Consider the following 16994-nt stretch of genomic DNA (forward strand, 5'->3'; position numbering starts at 1 on the left):
CACCTCGTATGGTATGGCGAAAGGGAAACGAAATGCTTTCCCGAAAGCCAATCATAAAGCTAAATGATGTTCGATTAAACCTTAAATTTCAAAATTGAAGAGGCCAATAAAGAAGCTTCTTGTTTGAGTTTCAAAGCCGTTTCAGATGTGACTTCAACCACGGTGGCATTTTGCTGCGTGTCTTGATCCAAGCTGCTGACCGCTATGTTGATTTGGTTAACCCCTTCGGCTTGTTCTTTGGCGGAGGCGTTAACTTCTTGGATAGTTCGACTCAATTCCTGAACACCGTGGCTGATTTGTTGTAGTTCTTCCACCGATGATTTCATCAAGCGCTCACCCTTATCGACTTCTTCCGTTGTGTGACCGATTAGAGAAGATATTTCCTTGGCGGCTTCGGCAGATTTTTGCGCGAGGCTACGCACTTCGCCCGCTACCACAGCAAAACCTCGTCCGTGGTCGCCCGCTCTTGCGGCTTCAACCGCAGCATTCAATGCCAACAAGTTGGTTTGGAATGCAATGGAGTCAATCAAAGCGACAATATTGGTGATGCTGTGAGACATGTTGTTGATTTCAGCCATGGCTTTGGCGGTATCATTGATAACCGCTTCCCCTTGGTCAGCTTGCTTTTGTGTCTGCAAGGTGTTGCTGTAAGCCTGATTGGTTAAATCCGTCGCGTTTTGCACGGTTGCGGTGATTTGCTCCAGCGCGGCGGCGGTTTCTTCCAGAGAGGCGGCTTGTTGCTGAACCCTTTCTGACAATTGTGTGCTGGAGTTGCTTAGAGATTGTGCATTCTCATCAACCGATAGGGAAACCTGTTGGATTTGACGAATGATTTGCGCCATCTCCTCAATACTCTTATTGATGGAGTTTTTCAGCGTTTCATAAGAACCGTGGTAGTCACCGGAAACGCGCTGCGTTAAATCCCCTTCGGTTTGTGCCAACATGACCTGATTGATTTCATCAAAAGTTGCCTGAATTTCGGACATGGAGGAGTTGATGTTGTCGATCAGGCGGCGAGTAGTTCCTTTTGCAGAAGGGCAGTCGATATACTGTGAGAAGTCACCTTGCACTAAGCCGTCAATCGCTTTCATAGTCTGTGTGAATGATTGATCCAGCGTTTCCATTGCCATATCGACTTTTTCTCTAAAGCTTTTTGGTACTTCCTGGCTCAAGCGGACATTGAACTCCCCTTGCGTGATAGCGGTCATTACCTTATCCAGCTCTTGTGTCATCATCGATACTGAGCGGGTTGCGGTGTTGGTACCATGTTGTAGCGACAATAAGTTTCCTTTAGTGTTTTCTTCAATAGAACGGTTGAAGTCACCATTACTGACGGCTGACAAAACATCATTGACTTCTTTGATGGTAGTTTCAAGGCTTGAAAGTAGGTGGTTGTAGGTTTTGGCCAACATGGCGAATTCATCTGACCCTTCCAATTGGGCGCGTACCGAGAAGTCACCATTTTTATCGACAGATGTCATGGCATCCGTCAGGGCTTTAACCGAACGTTGGACACTCACAATAATCAGGTACATGACAATCAGCACCAACAGCAAGCTGATGACGATAGCCGAAGATGCCAACCATACCGAGCCAAGAGCAGAGTCATAAAGCTCGTCGGTCATATTGGTTCCCTGATTTAGAAGTGAGGTTTGGAAGTTGTCCATTTGCTGTAGCACATTTCTGACGATGCCCTGCCATTCTTCGGGATTGACGTTGATGTTTTCGGCAGTCAAATTGTCTAGCGCCAGAGATTCAAACTTAGTCATTTGTTGAAGTACGTCACTTTTCATCATTGCATTCAGTTTGGTTTGTTCAGCAGGGTTTGCATATTGTCTGAAACCATTCAGATAAGCCGATTTCTTGAAATATGCCTGATTGAACTTGAAAGCGAGCAGTTTGGTGAAGTGTGAGCGAGAGAATACGTTGTTCAGTACCGCGCCTTCGACACCGATGGTTTGCTTGGCGAACACAAAGTAATACATGCCATTGAGTGCGGAAGACATGTCATGATTTGAGGTGTTGCTGGCGTAAATGGCAATCAGTTTTAACAGAACGGTATCCAGTTTAGAGAAAAATTGACCGCCTTTTTTGGTTTGCAGTGCATCTATTTGAGGGTAGAGCGCAGTCAGATTTTTATATGCCGCGGCGATGGCGTTTTTCTGGCTGACAATTTTTTGCTGAAGTGCTTCATTTTTTATGCGGGTTGCGGTCATGTCCAAAGAAGTCATGAAATGGTCAAATGAGGTTTTCGTGACTTTTCGTTGGGCAACCAAATCATCTTGATGCTTTTGTCCTTTTGAACCGATATAGCCTGCGGTATAAGTTCGTTCAAGCTGGAGACTCTTGATAAGTTTGTTGAGTTCGATCGTATTGTTGAATAGAACTTGGCTTTCCTTTGCTTCAGTTAACTGTTTCAGGTTTTCTGACAAGTATTGAGAAGAAAATAAGACACTGGTAACCAAGGGAATAAAAGCTAACAGTAGCAGCTTTGATTTGATTGTCAGTTTATTTAGCACACCGCACTCCTTTGTAACGAACTTATTCTTTTTATTATTTTAGTTTTCCTATAAATCATAAAGAATATTAACACTGCTTGTAGGGGAATTTAGGGTTTTGATTATCGTATTATTTAATGACCGCGCTATAAAATTCGATAGAGAAAAATGGAATATTTTTGCGGTAAAAACGTTATGAATATGGAAGGTAGTAGTATTTCGTACAGCTTTGGGTGATAGCTTTAAAAGTTATCCGGCTGTGCGGTTTTTTTTATCAATTTGAACCCTTTCCATGTGTGCCTTCCGACTCTCATCCAAGTTTACAATCGGGTGTGGGTAAGTTTTGCCAAGAAAAATACCTTTTTCCACACATTCACTTTCATATTTCCAAGGCTGGTGTATCGCTTTTTTCGACAGTGTTGAGAGTTCCGGCAACCAATGTTTTAGGTAATTGCCATCGGCATCGAATTTTTCACTTTGCACAACCGGATTGAACAAGCGGTAATAGGGCGCTGCATCCACGCCACATCCTGCTACCCATTGCCAGCCCATAACGTTGTTGGCTGGGTCGGCATCCAGTAAGGTTTCTTCAAACCAATGTTGTCCGATTAGCCAATGGAAGTTCAGATTTTTGGTGAGAAAAGAAGCCACGAGCATGCGCACACGATTGTGCATGATGCCGGTTGCCCAAAGTTCCCTCATGCCGGCATCGATAATGGGAATGCCCGTCAAGCCACTCTGCCATTTTTCAATGAGAATTTTACTGTCGTGATCAGTTTCATCACGCCACCGCATTTGCAGGTACTTTTCTTGGAAAGGGGCTGTCTGTGTTTGCGGAAACCAATACAGCAAATGTCTGGCAAACTCTCGCCAAGCGAGTTGGCGTAGCCAAGCCCGCGCAGCCGGTGCGATATTGGCATCCGACTGTATCAGTGCTTGTAATTCAAAGTAAAGTTGCCTTGTCGGAATGTGGCCGAAATGAAGAGCCGTCGAAAGGTTTGAGGTGGCATGGTATGCGGGGAAGTCTCTATCGTTAGAGTAGTCCTGCAATTTTTCCGTGATGAAATCCGACAAAATCTGCCAGGTTGGGGTCTCACCGACTTGTCTGGCTGCCATGATTTTTTGCGCCCAGGGTTGTTGTTTAAGTTGGCGCAAGTCATCAGGTAAGGTCTGGTAGTGCGCAGGACAGGCTTTTGACGCGGTTTGCGTCAGCGTTGCTTTCGCTAGCCTTGCCAAAGGCTGGATATGATTTTGTTGTTTTAGCAGTCCGTTGTAAAAGGGGGTAAAAACCAGATAGGGACGGTTTTGTTGATTTGAGAAATCTGTCGGTTTTAGCCAGAATTCGGAAAAAAAAGGTTTCAAACGTATATGCAATGTTTTACAGGCCTCCAGTGCCTGTTGCTGCATATTGGCGAAAGGTTCTCCAACCTGAAAGGTGTAGTAGACTTGATTAATAGATTCGTCTTTCAGTAGTTTTGGAAAGGTATCTGCAAAGTGACCGGAAACCATCCAGAGCTTACCATTTCGTTTGGCGGCATCGGTTGCAAGGGTTTCCAAGGCATGTGCCAGCCACACACGGTTGGCCGCACCAATACTTTTTTCAGGGTCATGAAAATAAGCGAGAATGATATCGTCATTGTTATTCAGCGCTTCATTCAACGCGGGGAAATAGTCTAATCTGAATTCTCGTTGTAGCCAGACCAAAGTCGTCATGTTATGCCCGGAATGTTGGAAATTATTTTGAAAGCGGTTGTCTTATTTTAGCTGTCTAATGGTAAACACCATCAACTATATCTGCTTATGGTGATGATGGCTTCAACCCCAATTTGACTTTATGATAATATTCATAAAAAGAGTAGGGTTAAACAACACATATGTTTGCCTATTACGGTCTGGATTAAGGATAAACGAGGTCGGAATGATTCGCAAATGGATATTGTTATGGGTTGTTTTACTGCTAGCTTCCTGTTCCAGCCCGCAAGATAAGCTGAAAATATCGGCAACGACTTGGGTGGGCTACTCTCCGCTTTTTTATGCTAAGGCCAAAGGCTGGCTTGATCCTCTTAAGATTCAACTGCTCCATGTTGTATCGCTCAGCGAAAACATGTATCTCTATCAAGCGGGCAATGCAGATGCCTATGTCGGCACGCAGTATGAATATAATGTCATGTCTTCTCACAAGCCGACATTAAAACCCGTCATGATGTTTGATCGTTCCAATGGCGGCGACCTGATTCTCAGTAATGTTTCCATTGATGAGCTAAAGAACACCAAGCAAATAATTGATGTTTATCTTGAAATGGATTCGGTTAACCGAGTTTTGCTACATGATTTCATGGAAAAATATCAAATCAGTAGGGACAGAGTTCATCTTATTAATCATGATCAGGCAATTATTTCATCATTAAACATGCAGAAGGTGAAAGGGCCGACGATTATTGTCACCTACACGCCCTACAATGTAGGTCTGGAAGAAAAAGGTTTTCATGAAGTGGCCTCTACTCGAGATGGGTTGGATTTGTTGGTGGTGGATGCCTTATTTACTACTCAAGATGTTTTACAGGCTCACAAAGAGCAGCTTGTGGCTTTAAAGGGGCTGGTTGCCAAGGCGGTTGCTGCGCTTAAGGCGAACCCTGAAGAGTTTTATCAAACTGTGAAGCCTTATATGCTGGGAGTGAGTTATCAAGACTTTTTAAATTCTTTGCACGACATTGTTTGGATTAATGACGCTTTACCCGAAAAGTTGCGCCAACGTTTAACGCAAAGCAAGTTTGATACGAGGTTTTTGCTGTAATGCAGTTCAATATCAAGCAATTTGTCGTTTTTATTGTTCTGTTTCTGTTGACGGTTCTATACGTCATCTTTTCTGACTATTATGCAGACCAAAGAGAGCAAACTGCTTCAGCGATACTGAGTAATCTGCGGGAAGATATGTCTGAGATCGGGTATATCCTTTCCAAGAACCTACACAAGCAAGAAGATATTAAAGCACACCGTGCGATTTTGGATCGTACGGCCGCCAACAACGATTTTATCTCGGCAATCATGGTGTTGGATGGCTCCCGATTACTGCTTACAACCGATCCCGCGTTTCTTCAGGTGCCTAAAGAGAATCAATTTTTTCGTGCCCATGAGCAAACACCTTATGAAGTGATGAGACAAGCTGGGAGTTTTGAAGGCGTGATTCGCTATTATCGAAATGGGGAGCTTCACCGTTTGAGATTGGTCTTTGTAGTGGATAAGGGGGAAGTTAAAACCTATTTAAATTACAACAAAGCTAATTTCCTGGTTTACTTGGTGTTTCTGCCATCGATATTGGTTTTCCTGGTGTGGGGGCTGTTCAGCGTTTATGTGTCTCAGCCGTTGGAAAAGCTTAAAAACTACTTGCTGACAGGGGAGGGCGCTCCCAAACCGTTCAAGTTAAAAGAGCTGGATACGATTCGTGGCATTATGGAACAGACGTTTGCCCGGTTGGCACAGGAGCAAAAGCATTTATATAAACTTGCCCGCAAAGATTCGTTAACGGGGCTTGCAAACCGCAATGCGTTGCATGAAAGACTAGAGAAAATTATTGAAGAATCCAAAACAAAGGAGCGCCAATTTGCGTTTTTATTCCTGGATTTGGATTTGTTTAAATCTGTTAATGATTCTTTGGGTCATCATATTGGTGATGAGTTGCTCAAGCAGGTCGGTAAGTTGTTGAAGAGAACCGTTCATCGGAACGAGTTTGTTGCTCGAGTTGGGGGCGACGAGTTTATTTTGTTATTGCACCGCTATAGCAATGTCTCGGAAATTATTGCCACTATTGAAACCATTCAACGTGATTTGAGCGAACCGTTTCATATCCACAATCATCCTATCAGTATTTCGAGTAGTGTTGGAGTGGCTTTTTATCCGCAAGATGGCAAAGATTTCGTCGGCTTGATGCAGTGCTCTGATATTGCCATGTATGAGGCCAAGAAAAACGGGCGTTCACAGTACTTTTTCTATACGGAGCAGCTTAATCAACAGGTGCAGAAAACCATCAAGCTGGAAAAGGAAATGCAGCTTGCATTGGATAATGACGAGTACCAGTTGTTCTATCAACCTAAAGTCGATTTGATTTCCAAAGAGATCATTGGTGCGGAAGCCTTGATTCGTTGGATCAAGCCAGACGGAACTCTCGTGCCACCAAGCGATTTTATTTCGCTAGCGGAAGAAAACGGTTTCATTATGGATTTAGGGAAGTGGATACTAGAAGCGGCATTAAACCAGTTGCATGAGTGGCAACAAAAAGGTATTAAAATCAGGATGTCCATCAATGTTGCCGCTAGACAGTTTTTATCTGGTGATTTCGACGCGGATTTTAAAGCTCTTTTGGCAAAAATTCCGGTAGACCCTAAATTTATCGATTTGGAAATAACGGAATACCTGTTTTTCGAGCAAAACAAGAGCAACTTACATATCCTGCAAAGCATGCGCGATTTGGGCGTTACAATCTCATTGGATGATTTTGGAACGGGCTTCTCGTCGTTATCTTACCTAAAGAAATTCCCTATAGATTTTCTTAAAATCGATAAGAGTTTTGTCGATGACTATGATACAGAGCAGGGAGCCGTTTTTCTTGAAACCATTGTAAGAATGGCGAAAAGTTTGAAGATGGGCGTGGTTGCCGAGGGGGTCGAAACCGAAACCCAAGTGAAGTACTTGGAAGCGATTGGTTGCGATACTTTTCAAGGGTACATTTGTTCTCGACCACTACCTGTAGAAGACTTTTATCGCTTCTTAGGTGTCAATCATCAAAATAGCTGTACTACGCAGAAGCTTGATAAATTTTAAATACCTTGTTATTGCTAGGTTTTTTCTTTATTTTTTTGTGCTGCTATGTTTCGAGTTTTATTGCGTAGAATTATAAAAAAAACAAAATGGCGCGTGGTTATCGAAGCTCTACCCAGAAAAAAGTGTTTTGGCTTTTTTCTCTCCTGTTTTTGGTTATTTTAATCGGCTTCGGCACCGCTAGTTTAAGATTCCTCCATCAATTTGTCATTAATGACTTCTACAACGAATCTTTTTTCGTTTCCCGGTTGTTTATTAAAAATTTTGACGTCACACTCAATCAAGGCAAAGACCTAGTTGATTCTGTAGAGTTGTCTCCGGTTGTGCAGCATTTTTTCAAGGCGCCCGACAAAACAGATCGTACTTTTCTTGAAAAGGCGCTACTGTCAAAAATCATTTCATTCAAAAATGCCTCTCAGCTTCGGTTACTTTCTCCAAATGGAATGGAGTTGGTTCGTATTGATCGCAAATTCACAACCGGCAAGTTAGTGATTGTGCCTCGAAAGGCCTTGCAGGATAAGTCGCAGCGCTATTACCATCAGGCAGTTTTAAAGCTCAAGGGCAAGGCCTTTTATTTCTCCAACTTTGACCTCAATATTGAGCACAACAAAGTGGTTGAGCCTTATGAGCCGACCATTCGTATTGGGCAAAAAATATATCTGGATAAACGTTTTGTCGGTTACGTAATGTTAAACATCAACCTGGCTCACTTTATTGAGTCTTTACGTAATGCAGGGGAAATGGACTTTTTTGTCACAGATCAGCGTGGACATATACTGATAGGCAAAACGCCACAAGAAAGCTGGCATGAAAATTTGGGGTTACCCGCTAATGTTTTGCCGGTTTTGCAGCATGATGGCAAAACCGTTGACTTGACAAAGAACTTCTATGGCAACGACTTTAGAGCCGAACCGCTTTATGTCACGCCAGATCAAAAGCTTTATCTCATCTCTTCAAAGCTGCCATCGCTTTTAAACCAAGTGCCTAGTACGGTGGCAATGGAGTTGCTCACCAGCTTTTTTATGCTGTTGGTACTAGTCGCTATTTTTATTTGGGCTTTGGCGTTACGTGTTTCTAAGTGGATATCAGAGTATGAGCTGCGTTCTAAAATACTAGATAAGGTTTCTGATAGTGTCTATGTTTATGATGCAAAGGGTCAGTTTATCTATGCAAATCAACAAGCCTGGAAAAAGCGTGGCTATGACGAGCAGGCTTTTAAACAATTGAATATTGTGCAGTTGAATACTCCAGAGTATAAGCGCAGTGTGAAGGATCTAATTGCCGATTTGAGGTATGTTCCCAACAAAGTTTTCCGTGCAGAACATATGATGAAAACAGGAAAACACTTGCCTGTAGAGGTTAGTGCTTCCTTGTTTGAGATGGAAGGCAGTGAAGTTGTGTTGAATGTTGCGCGAGACATTGGTGAGCAACTTAAGCATGAGAAACTACTGATCAATCTTGAGCAGCGTTATCGTCAATTAATGGATGAATCACCAGTCGGCATTTTTGAGATGTCCGATGACTATACATTTACCTACGCCAATAAAGTGTTTTTGGATTTATTTCACGTTGAAAGTATAGGGCAACTCAATAGTGACGAGTTACCGGGGCTAAGAAAAATGCTGGTGCCTTTTGTAGTCTTGGTTCATGAAAATCACATGGTTCAAGATTTCGAGTGCGATGTTACCTGTGAAAAACAAGCACTTTCAAAACGTTATTTTCGTATGAATGGTGTGATGCGTAACCAAAAGATGATCGCTACTTGCATGGATATTTCGCAACAACGTGAACAGGCGCTTATGAATCAATTGTGGACACAGTTGATTTCCCAAATAGAAGACTTGATTATGGTGACCGATTTGTCAGGTAAAATCACCTACGTCAACAAAGCCTTTACGCAAGTAACCGGATATGAAGAAAAAGATGTTTTGGGGCAAAGCCCGAAAATCCTTAGCTCAGGTCAACAATCGTTAGACTTCTACACCTGTTTGTGGAGAACGCTTCTATCTGGAAAAAGTTTCCGTGATATCTTTATCAATCAGCGTGCCGATGGTAGTGTTTATTATGAAGATAAAACCATTACCCCTGTGTGCGATGATGAAGGAGAAATTTCCGCATTCGTATCAAGTTCCAGGGTTGTCACAGAGCAGGTACTCAAGGAAAAAGCCTTAAAGCATCAAGCAGAGCATGACGCTCTGACTGGAGTCTATAATCGCTATACACTCAATATGCGTATGGCTCAACTTATGGAACAATTTAAAAAAGATGGCACCACTTTTTGCGTTATCTTTTTTGATATTGACCATTTCAAACAAGTCAACGACATCTACGGTCACGAAGTAGGGGATATTGTCTTGAAGCAGATTGCCGAAATCGTTGATTTACATTCCCGTCACTCCGATGTATTTGCACGCTGGGGGGGAGAAGAGTTTGTGTTGATCGTTTGTGATAGCGACCTTGAACAAGCCATGAAAGTTGCAGAAACCCTAAGAGCACGCATTGCTGAATTTCACTCCGACAGCAGACCAGATGTGACGGCCAGTTTTGGTGTCTCGCAAGTTAAAGAAGGAGACGATCTTGAGTCGCTGATTAAGCGAGCAGATTCTGCAATGTACCAAGCAAAACAGAATGGACGTAATCAGGTTTATAGCCTTACATAGTATTTTATAAATTCACTTTTAAGTTCTGTTACCAGCCCTGAATTTTTAGGACTTTTGCGAGTTTCACTAAATGTGATTTTTTTATTAAAAAGGGGTTGCAGAGAACGATATTTTCTCTATAATACGCTCCATCGAACGAATTACTCTTCCCGATTAGTTCAGTTGGTAGAACACCGGACTGTTAATCCGTATGTCGCTGGTTCGAGTCCAGCATCGGGAGCCACATTCTAAAGCCAGATATTTCAAACACTTACGAGTGAATGAAGTCTGGCTTTTTTATTGCCCTTAAAGAACCTATTATAGGCGATCCTTTTTGTCAGCGGGCGCATCAGCGACTCTATTTAACATAGATATAGCATGCTCTCTGCTACCACGTTCAGCTCTTTGTTTAAGATAGTCCTCAGTCTTAAGTGCAGAAATTTTTTCTGCAATGGCATTTACAATGAACTGATTGATAGACGTGTCACCTTTCAATGCTTCAATCTCTTGCTTGTAGTAGTCAGGAATTCTAAGTGCATAATTCATGAAATAACTCCTTGTAACTGTAAAAATTCTTTTGGTGTGCAGAGTTGAAAATTAAACTTATCGACTACGGGCTTAAAGTCTTTTGTGTTAAATGTAATCAAATAATCTGCCTGAGCGTTAACAACTAATTCAAGAACCATATCATCTTTTGGGTCTTTAATTTGTGGGCGCCAGAGAAAATGTATTTCCTGATGATTTGATATATGACAAATATCATCAATAAATCTTTTCAATTCTTCCGTTGAGAAGTGCGGCATTCGTGACAGGTTTTTTGGCCTCAAAAGCACATCTTCTAACTCCAAAATAAAAGGAATGGATGCGAAATGGATACCATGTTCTTGTTCAAATAGCCACCTAATCAATAGATGAGAAGCTCCTTGATTAGAGGTTAAGGCACTGAGCCAGACATTTGTATCACAGACAATTCGCATGAATGTTCCTTAATCTTAATAGTCATATTATATATGATATTGAATTTATGTCATCATTTTAAGATGCACTAGAGTGGAAGAGTAAAGTAGAGTTATGTTGTGAAGGATTGAGTAAAATGGGTAAAAGTGTCGTTAAGCTATTGATATTGTTAAAAATAATTGGCTGTTGATCCGTAGTCGCTGGTTCGAGTCCAGCATCGGGAGCCACATTCTAAAGCCAGATATTTCAAACACTTACGAGTGAATGAAGTCTGGCTTTTTTATTGCCTAAAATTTTTGGTTGCAGAGCAATCCTGTCGTTGAAATTTCAAAAATATATATTTCCACTCATGGTCGTTAAATACTGTTAGATGGTTCAAGACCTGCTTTTATTTTTTCTAGAACGCGAGTGATTTCCCCTTTATTTGTATGCCAGATAGCACCACTGCTCAGTACGAAAGTGATGACTAAAGTCAGTAGCATGAGGTTGCTTGAAAGGTATAGGAAAATCATCATCTCGATATTGCTCATGTTGGGATCGGAAGTCATGCTATTGGAGATGGTGTAACCGATTAAGAATATTGAGCCGCAAACCAAGTAAGCAATGAATACGATTCGGTTATGGCGAACTGCCAGTGACCAATTGGCAGCAACATACCAGTGAGAAGCTAGGTCGAATTTAAGTTTTGCCAGTAGAGATTTCCAGTAGAAGTACTGCAATAGCATGATGCTGAGTGATATGACGGGAATCACCCAAAACCAATGTATTAAATTCAATTCAAATAAAATGACTACTGCAAATAGATGGACGAGAATTACGTTTAAATTGAAAATGTTATGTGGCGTTCTGGCCTGTCTTTTTTGGTTATAATCCAATTCAGGTTGTGACATATTGCGACTCCTTATATAAAATGCGCATTAAATACATGTTATATGGAAATGAAAAAGAAGTCTATAAGGTATATATAAAATACATTTTATGCAGTTAACGAAATATACAGATTATGCTTTGCGGGTATTGATGTACTTGGCTATCCAAGAAGATCGAACGGAAAAAATTCAGATTCAAACCATTGCAGATAAGTTTGGTATTCCGAAAAACCATTTGATAAAGGTTGTTCACCGATTAGGTCAGGAAGAGTTTATCAGCACCGTAAAAGGAAAAGGGGGCGGTATCTTTTTGTGTCGCGCACCTTCTACAATTTCGGTAGGGCAGGTGGTTCGTCGTTTGGAGACGACATTGAATCCAGTTAATTGTGATGAACCGGTTTGTTGCATTAAAGAAGTCTGCATGCTTAAGCCGGCACTGCATGCAGCTATGGAAGCGTTTTTATCAACTTTGGATAATTACACACTAGCGGACATCACGCAAAATGAACAAAAATTGGGGAACCTGTTGCACACAGGCGGTACTGAGAATTTCTTTAAGTAGGTGTTTTGGGTTATTGAACCTCGCCAAGCGCTTGGCGAGGTTTGAGCTGTCTAAAAAGCGGGTCTTAATTGCCCATCATCATGCTTTCATAAGCATCTTTTAGCTCTTCTCTCTGTTCTTTTGTCAGCACTTTGCGCATTTCTTCCTGCATTTTTAAACGTTGCATAAAGGCTTCTTTTTTGACGGATGCCATTGCATCATATGCTTTACCGATAGCTTTATGGTCGCGTTTATCAGTACGCATTGCTTTCCATAGGGCAGCGCGGGCTTTCCACATTTTGCGCATAATGGGTTGCATGTCTTTCATGGCATTGGCTCGAACTTGTTGCATCTTCTTCATTTGCTCATCACTGAGCTGAATGATCCCCATGCCTTGACCGCGCATGCCCATTCCCATACCATAACCAGGCATCATGCCACCATAACCCATACCTTGGCCGCGCATGCCGCCCATACCTGAACCATAGCCACCCATCATGCCGTAGCCTTGTCCAGGCATCATGCCGGCAAAGTCTTCGTCATCATCAGCATGGGCTAAGGAAAATGATGTCATGAGCGCAAGTGAAAGAAGTAATGTTTTGAGTGTTGTTTTCATTTTAGTAATCTCTCTTTTATTGCTTTGAAATTGAATAAAGAATGACCTACCTCGCCGGCCGACCTCCTGTTGCCGCGGAGTTGAAAACATAAAGCGATTTGTTAGAAACGGTTGCTATATAAACTTCACCGTACTTCGAGTGCGGTAGCCGTCGTTTCTAAGTTTTTGATTGTCAAACTTTTTTAGAATCAAGTCAACGATGTGATATACGGTTTCATATATTATTCATTATAAAAATGAGGGGTATTAAAGATGTATTCATATTATATTAAAGCTGAAATGGTATTCTGCACCAGCGTACATGACTGATATACTAAAAAGATAATTTCTTACAGGATGAATAATCGCCAGGGATTTGGTAAAAGGATAAGAATGAACAATATTTCAAATAATCTTACTCCAACGAGTAGGTTTCTTGGACTGGCACCATTTTTACGTCTGAGTTTGGACGATCAAGACTTAATGCCTATTGCGCAAAGCATATTTCAGCAGCTGGAAGAAGATTCAGCGAACCCTGAGCTGTTGATGAATCTTTCGATGGTGATGCAAATTCTGGGTGATCCTAAAGTTGGGCTTGAACTGCAAAAGCAGGCTTTATTGTTAAAAAGAACCTATGTCGTACCCTCTGTAACCGGAAAGGCTAAATATCGACTTTTATTGCTGATGGCACCGGGCGATATAGCTGAGAACACACCGCTTGACTGCCTGATGGAAGGCGAAGAAGTCGAGTTGATTTTTTATTACCTGAACGATGAAGCGCCATGGTTTATTGATCCGATTCCTGAGCATGATATTGCGATGGTTGGCGTCTGCGAATCGGCACAGCATCAATCTATGTTGGAAGCGCTTTCCGAAACCTTGAAACACTGGCAAGTCCCCGTCATTAATGCGCCTGAGTATATCGGCGTTACCGACAGGACTTGCGCGAGCAGTCTGCTGAATCCTGTACCGGGCATTGAGGCCCCAATGACGTTTCTACTGAAAAGAAACGCATTGACTGAGTTGGTAACAGGAGAATCCGAGCTGTCCGCAAAGTATGAAGGTGTTCGTTTCCCAATTCTACTGAGACCGCGTGATTCTCATGCCGGACGTGACCTTGAAAAAATAGAGTCGCTACAGGCTTTGGCGCAATACCTAGATAAGGTTGAGAATGACGAGTATTTTCTTTGTAACTTTATTGATTACAGTGACGAACAGGGCGACTTCAAGAAATTCCGTATTGTGTTGGTCGAAGGTAACGCCTATATTTGTCACAAGGCAACTTCCAAGCACTGGATGATTCATTATGTGAATGCTGGTATGCTCGACGAAGAGGCAGAAATCAAGCGACAAGACGAAGCCTATAGCATGATGCACTTCGATGAGTTTATCGAACGTCACGGCGATGCCTTAAAATCGATTTACGAAAAAACCAAAATGGATTACTTAGGCATTGACTGTGCAGAAACCAAAGACGGTCAATTGCTGATTTTTGAAATCGACCACGTGATGGTGGTGCATGGTATGGATCCTGTCGATAAGTTTGCATACAAGTTGCAACCCATTCAGAAAATCAAAGATGCCTTCAATACAATGGTCGAGCATAAAATCAAAGCCTTTCCATCTGATGAAAATAATAGCTAACTCCGCCGAAACAGACGAATCAAAATGAAAAACTTAAACGAACTCAACTTTTCAGCAGGTCCTGGCGCATTGCCGGAGACCGTTCTCAATCAAGTTCAAGAATCCATTTTGGCATTGCCGGAAACCGGCATGTCGGTACTGGGTATGAGCCACCGATCAGATTGGTTCAGTTCGGTATTGGAAGAAGCCGAGACCAATATTCGTCAACTGCTTGGCATTGGTGAAGAGTTCCATGTGCTGTTCCTGCAAGGCGGTGCCACCCAACAGTTTTCGATGATTCCCATCACGCTACTCAGAAACACCGGCTTGGAGGCCGAGTATTTGCAAACAGGCTACTGGGGTAAAAAAGCGATTGTCGAGGCGGAAAAGGAAGGCAAGATCAAAACCCTATGGTCTGGGCAAGCGGATGGCTACAAACGATTGCCGGATGACAACGAGTTGTCGTTTTCGGAGCAAGCGGCCTATTTGCACTATGCCTCCAATGAAACGGTTGAGGGGTTACAGTTTCATCGTATATTGGGGCATGACTCGGTGCCTCGTGTATGTGATATGTCATCTGATTTTTTATCACGACCGATTGATGCCGACCGTTTCTCTATCATCTATGCGCACGCTCAGAAGAACATTGGCCCAGCAGGCGTGACAGTGGTATTAATCAAAAAATCACTGTTGGACAGCGCGCAAGAACAACCGAATTTACCGTCGTTTTTGGATTATCGTAATCATGTGGCGACTCACTCCAACTACAACACGCCGCCGGTTTTTGCCATTTACGTAACCCTGTTGGTCACGCGTTGGATTAAGGATGTTGTCGGTGGTTTAGAAAACATGGAAAACATCAACCGCCGAAAAGCAGAACTGCTTTATCAGGCGATTGATGACAGCCAAGGGTTTTATCAAGGCTGGTCTCGCCAAGAAGACCGCTCTTATATGAATGCGACCTTTAACCTGATGACCCCAGAACTGGAACAGCGCTTTTTACAAGAAGCTGCACAGGCTGGGTTCTCAGGGCTGGGTGGGCATCGTTCTTTGGGCGGTGTTCGAGCCTCCCTTTATAATGGTTTAACGGTAACCGCTGTTGAACAGCTCATTGAGTTTATGTTTACTTTTCGAACCAAACAGTAGTTAATACCGGCTTAATAAATCTTCTACCCAAAATCTTCTACCCACAACTTTCTAGTATTTTCAGTGTGATGGGTCGCAGATTTTTTTGTTTAAAGCTGCCTTTAAGGTTCGGTAGGCAAAAATCAACACCAGCACGAACAATACCGCCTGTATCGCAAAGCCGATATTCGCAAAGAAGATCTCATTCGTGTGTTTTGCCATGGTAAAAGAAGCAATAGAAATTGCGGCTAACGGAAAGGTATAAGCCCACCAGGAAATCGCAAAATCCAATTTTTTAAAATGCTTAAGCGTGCTCGCCAAAAACAAAGTAAAAAACAAGGCGAAGAAGTAGAGCACATAAGCGAATCCATCGATGCTACCAGAGAGTTTTACATAGGAAATAAAACCGACAGCGGGCGGGGCGATAAATATGAACAAGGTGGGAATCAATCTATCCATAATCGGTGGGTGAAAAATGATTCTATAAACCAGAATAGACTTCAGCACCGGCCAAAATACGATTCCAATAGAAAAGAAAAACCAACTAATCAATGGGTTGGCGTGCTCAACACCTGCAATGGGTACGATGATGTTACCGACGATAGGAATAAACCAAGCTGGGTTGGAATGGTGTATTTCAAAGTGGTTATGGAAAAACCAGTGGTTTAGTACCCATAGCGTCAGTAATAACTGAAGAAACGAGCCAATGGCCCATAAGTAGAAAGACACTTCTTTATAACCAAACTGCAAATAAGCAATGCTCAACAGTAAGAGGCCAATGCTGATGGTTGGGCCGAAATTCATCTTGATTGGGTGTTGCATTTCACTTAAGAATGCAGCTCTAAACCTTAAAGTCTTACATACATAAACAGCAAATAAGAAAGCAAATAAAGCCGTAACAAATATCAAGCCGCCTTGAGCCAAAATCAGGATTGGCTTAAAGAAGTGGGACGCCACAAAGAAGCTAATGACAAGCCCCGCCATGCCCATCACCATACCGAATATCGATGCTGGGAAGTATTCTAGGCGGTTGAAATTTTCTAAATGCAAATCTTGAGTGTTCATATTCCCTCCAAATGAGAATAAATCCATTTTATGCAGGATAAATATAACTTATTAGTTAAGGATTCTCTAAACAGAGTTTTTTATGAAGCTTAATCAAAGTTTTGAATTTCTTATTTTGGTTATTTGTTGTTCGTTATTGGTGCGTAATGCGTTTATACGAAGAGAGCTTGAGGGTGTGTTTTCTATATAAATAATTGATATTTATTGTCTTTTATTATTGGTATGTCGATTGCTTATTACGAAATTAATAAAACGTAATAAAAATAT

The 16994-nt window shown here is 42.1% G+C and carries 13 protein-coding genes and 1 tRNA gene; 7 read left to right on the forward strand and 7 right to left on the reverse strand.

Features of this window, described 5'->3' with window-relative positions; translation table 11 throughout:
- Positions 1–74: 74 nt before the first annotated feature.
- Together F8R13_RS00365 and F8R13_RS00370 are read right to left on the reverse strand one after the other, a co-directional pair.
- Positions 75–2519, reverse strand: a complete 2445-nt coding sequence (locus tag F8R13_RS00365; RefSeq protein ID WP_152831192.1) for a methyl-accepting chemotaxis protein — start codon at positions 2517–2519, stop codon at positions 75–77.
- A 228-nt stretch (positions 2520–2747) separates the two neighbouring features.
- Complete coding sequence (locus tag F8R13_RS00370) at positions 2748–4211, reverse strand: deoxyribodipyrimidine photo-lyase (protein ID WP_152831194.1); 1464 nt, start codon at positions 4209–4211, stop codon at positions 2748–2750.
- Positions 4212–4416: 205 nt separating this feature from the next.
- Here F8R13_RS00370 and F8R13_RS00375 point away from each other — a divergent pair, with 205 nt between their 5' ends.
- From F8R13_RS00375 to F8R13_RS00390, 4 genes are all read left to right on the forward strand, one after another.
- The gene (locus F8R13_RS00375; RefSeq protein ID WP_152831196.1) at positions 4417–5292 is read left to right on the forward strand and encodes a hypothetical protein; all 876 of its coding nucleotides are present in this window, start codon (positions 4417–4419) and stop codon (positions 5290–5292) included.
- Positions 5292–7316, forward strand: a complete 2025-nt coding sequence (locus F8R13_RS00380; RefSeq protein ID WP_152831198.1) for a bifunctional diguanylate cyclase/phosphodiesterase — start codon at positions 5292–5294, stop codon at positions 7314–7316. The genes F8R13_RS00375 and F8R13_RS00380 overlap by 1 nt, the downstream gene beginning before the upstream one ends.
- Before the next feature lie 245 nt (positions 7317–7561).
- A complete protein-coding gene (locus tag F8R13_RS00385) occupies positions 7562–9973 on the forward strand; it encodes a GGDEF domain-containing protein (protein WP_172967660.1) in 2412 nt (803 codons plus the stop codon).
- 147 nt (positions 9974–10120) lie between these two features.
- A tRNA-Asn gene (locus tag F8R13_RS00390) sits at positions 10121–10196 on the forward strand.
- Positions 10197–10270: 74 nt separating this feature from the next.
- Here the strand turns inward: F8R13_RS00390 and F8R13_RS00395 are convergent.
- From F8R13_RS00395 to F8R13_RS00405, 3 genes are all read right to left on the reverse strand, one after another.
- Entirely contained in the window at positions 10271–10498 is a 228-nt protein-coding gene (locus F8R13_RS00395; RefSeq protein WP_152831202.1) for a CopG family transcriptional regulator, read from the reverse strand.
- On the reverse strand, positions 10495–10929 hold the full coding sequence (locus F8R13_RS00400; RefSeq protein ID WP_152831204.1) for a putative toxin-antitoxin system toxin component, PIN family: 435 nt from the start codon (positions 10927–10929) through the stop codon (positions 10495–10497). Before F8R13_RS00400 ends, F8R13_RS00395 begins: the two co-directional genes overlap by 4 nt.
- Before the next feature lie 336 nt (positions 10930–11265).
- Positions 11266–11799 carry a hypothetical protein gene (locus tag F8R13_RS00405; RefSeq protein ID WP_152831206.1) on the reverse strand — a complete coding sequence of 178 codons (534 nt, stop codon included), beginning with the start codon at positions 11797–11799 and terminating at the stop codon, positions 11266–11268.
- An 88-nt stretch (positions 11800–11887) separates the two neighbouring features.
- On the opposite strand from F8R13_RS00405, the gene F8R13_RS00410 reads away from it, so the two are divergent.
- Positions 11888–12340 carry an Rrf2 family transcriptional regulator gene (locus tag F8R13_RS00410; RefSeq protein WP_152831208.1) on the forward strand — a complete coding sequence of 151 codons (453 nt, stop codon included), beginning with the start codon at positions 11888–11890 and terminating at the stop codon, positions 12338–12340.
- A 64-nt stretch (positions 12341–12404) separates the two neighbouring features.
- On the opposite strand, the gene F8R13_RS00415 is transcribed toward F8R13_RS00410, so the two are convergent.
- On the reverse strand, positions 12405–12935 hold the full coding sequence (locus F8R13_RS00415; RefSeq protein ID WP_172967661.1) for a periplasmic heavy metal sensor: 531 nt from the start codon (positions 12933–12935) through the stop codon (positions 12405–12407).
- Between the two features lie 372 nt (positions 12936–13307).
- On the opposite strand from F8R13_RS00415, the gene F8R13_RS00420 reads away from it, so the two are divergent.
- Together F8R13_RS00420 and F8R13_RS00425 are read left to right on the forward strand one after the other, a co-directional pair.
- Positions 13308–14558: a RimK family alpha-L-glutamate ligase gene (locus tag F8R13_RS00420; protein ID WP_152831212.1), complete on the forward strand. Its 1251-nt coding sequence runs from the start codon at positions 13308–13310 to the stop codon at positions 14556–14558.
- 24 nt (positions 14559–14582) lie between these two features.
- Positions 14583–15683, forward strand: a complete 1101-nt coding sequence (locus tag F8R13_RS00425; protein WP_152831214.1) for a phosphoserine transaminase — start codon at positions 14583–14585, stop codon at positions 15681–15683.
- Positions 15684–15743: 60 nt separating this feature from the next.
- On the opposite strand, the gene F8R13_RS00430 is transcribed toward F8R13_RS00425, so the two are convergent.
- Positions 15744–16727, reverse strand: coding sequence for an SLAC1 anion channel family protein (locus tag F8R13_RS00430; RefSeq protein WP_152831215.1), 984 nt, complete (start codon positions 16725–16727; stop codon positions 15744–15746).
- Positions 16728–16994 lie beyond the last annotated feature (267 nt).

The sequence above is a fragment of the Hydrogenovibrio sp. JE_KL2 genome (assembly GCF_009296185.1).
Taxonomy (GTDB): domain Bacteria; phylum Pseudomonadota; class Gammaproteobacteria; order Thiomicrospirales; family Thiomicrospiraceae; genus Hydrogenovibrio.

Bases quoted from the DNA above. Each gene is read 5' to 3' on its own strand.
- F8R13_RS00370 (WP_152831194.1), bottom strand. From the start codon at position 4,211: ATGACGACTTTGGTCTGGCTACAACGAGAATTCAGATTAGACTATTTC.
- F8R13_RS00375 (WP_152831196.1), top strand. From the start codon at position 4,417: ATGATTCGCAAATGGATATTGTTATGGGTTGTTTTACTGCTAGCTTCC.
- F8R13_RS00380 (WP_152831198.1), top strand. From the start codon at position 5,292: ATGCAGTTCAATATCAAGCAATTTGTCGTTTTTATTGTTCTGTTTCTG.
- F8R13_RS00395 (WP_152831202.1), bottom strand. From the start codon at position 10,498: ATGAATTATGCACTTAGAATTCCTGACTACTACAAGCAAGAGATTGAA.
- F8R13_RS00400 (WP_152831204.1), bottom strand. From the start codon at position 10,929: ATGCGAATTGTCTGTGATACAAATGTCTGGCTCAGTGCCTTAACCTCT.
- F8R13_RS00405 (WP_152831206.1), bottom strand. From the start codon at position 11,799: ATGTCACAACCTGAATTGGATTATAACCAAAAAAGACAGGCCAGAACG.
- F8R13_RS00410 (WP_152831208.1), top strand. From the start codon at position 11,888: ATGCAGTTAACGAAATATACAGATTATGCTTTGCGGGTATTGATGTAC.
- F8R13_RS00415 (WP_172967661.1), bottom strand. From the start codon at position 12,935: ATGAAAACAACACTCAAAACATTACTTCTTTCACTTGCGCTCATGACA.
- F8R13_RS00420 (WP_152831212.1), top strand. From the start codon at position 13,308: ATGAACAATATTTCAAATAATCTTACTCCAACGAGTAGGTTTCTTGGA.
- F8R13_RS00425 (WP_152831214.1), top strand. From the start codon at position 14,583: ATGAAAAACTTAAACGAACTCAACTTTTCAGCAGGTCCTGGCGCATTG.
- F8R13_RS00430 (WP_152831215.1), bottom strand. From the start codon at position 16,727: ATGAACACTCAAGATTTGCATTTAGAAAATTTCAACCGCCTAGAATAC.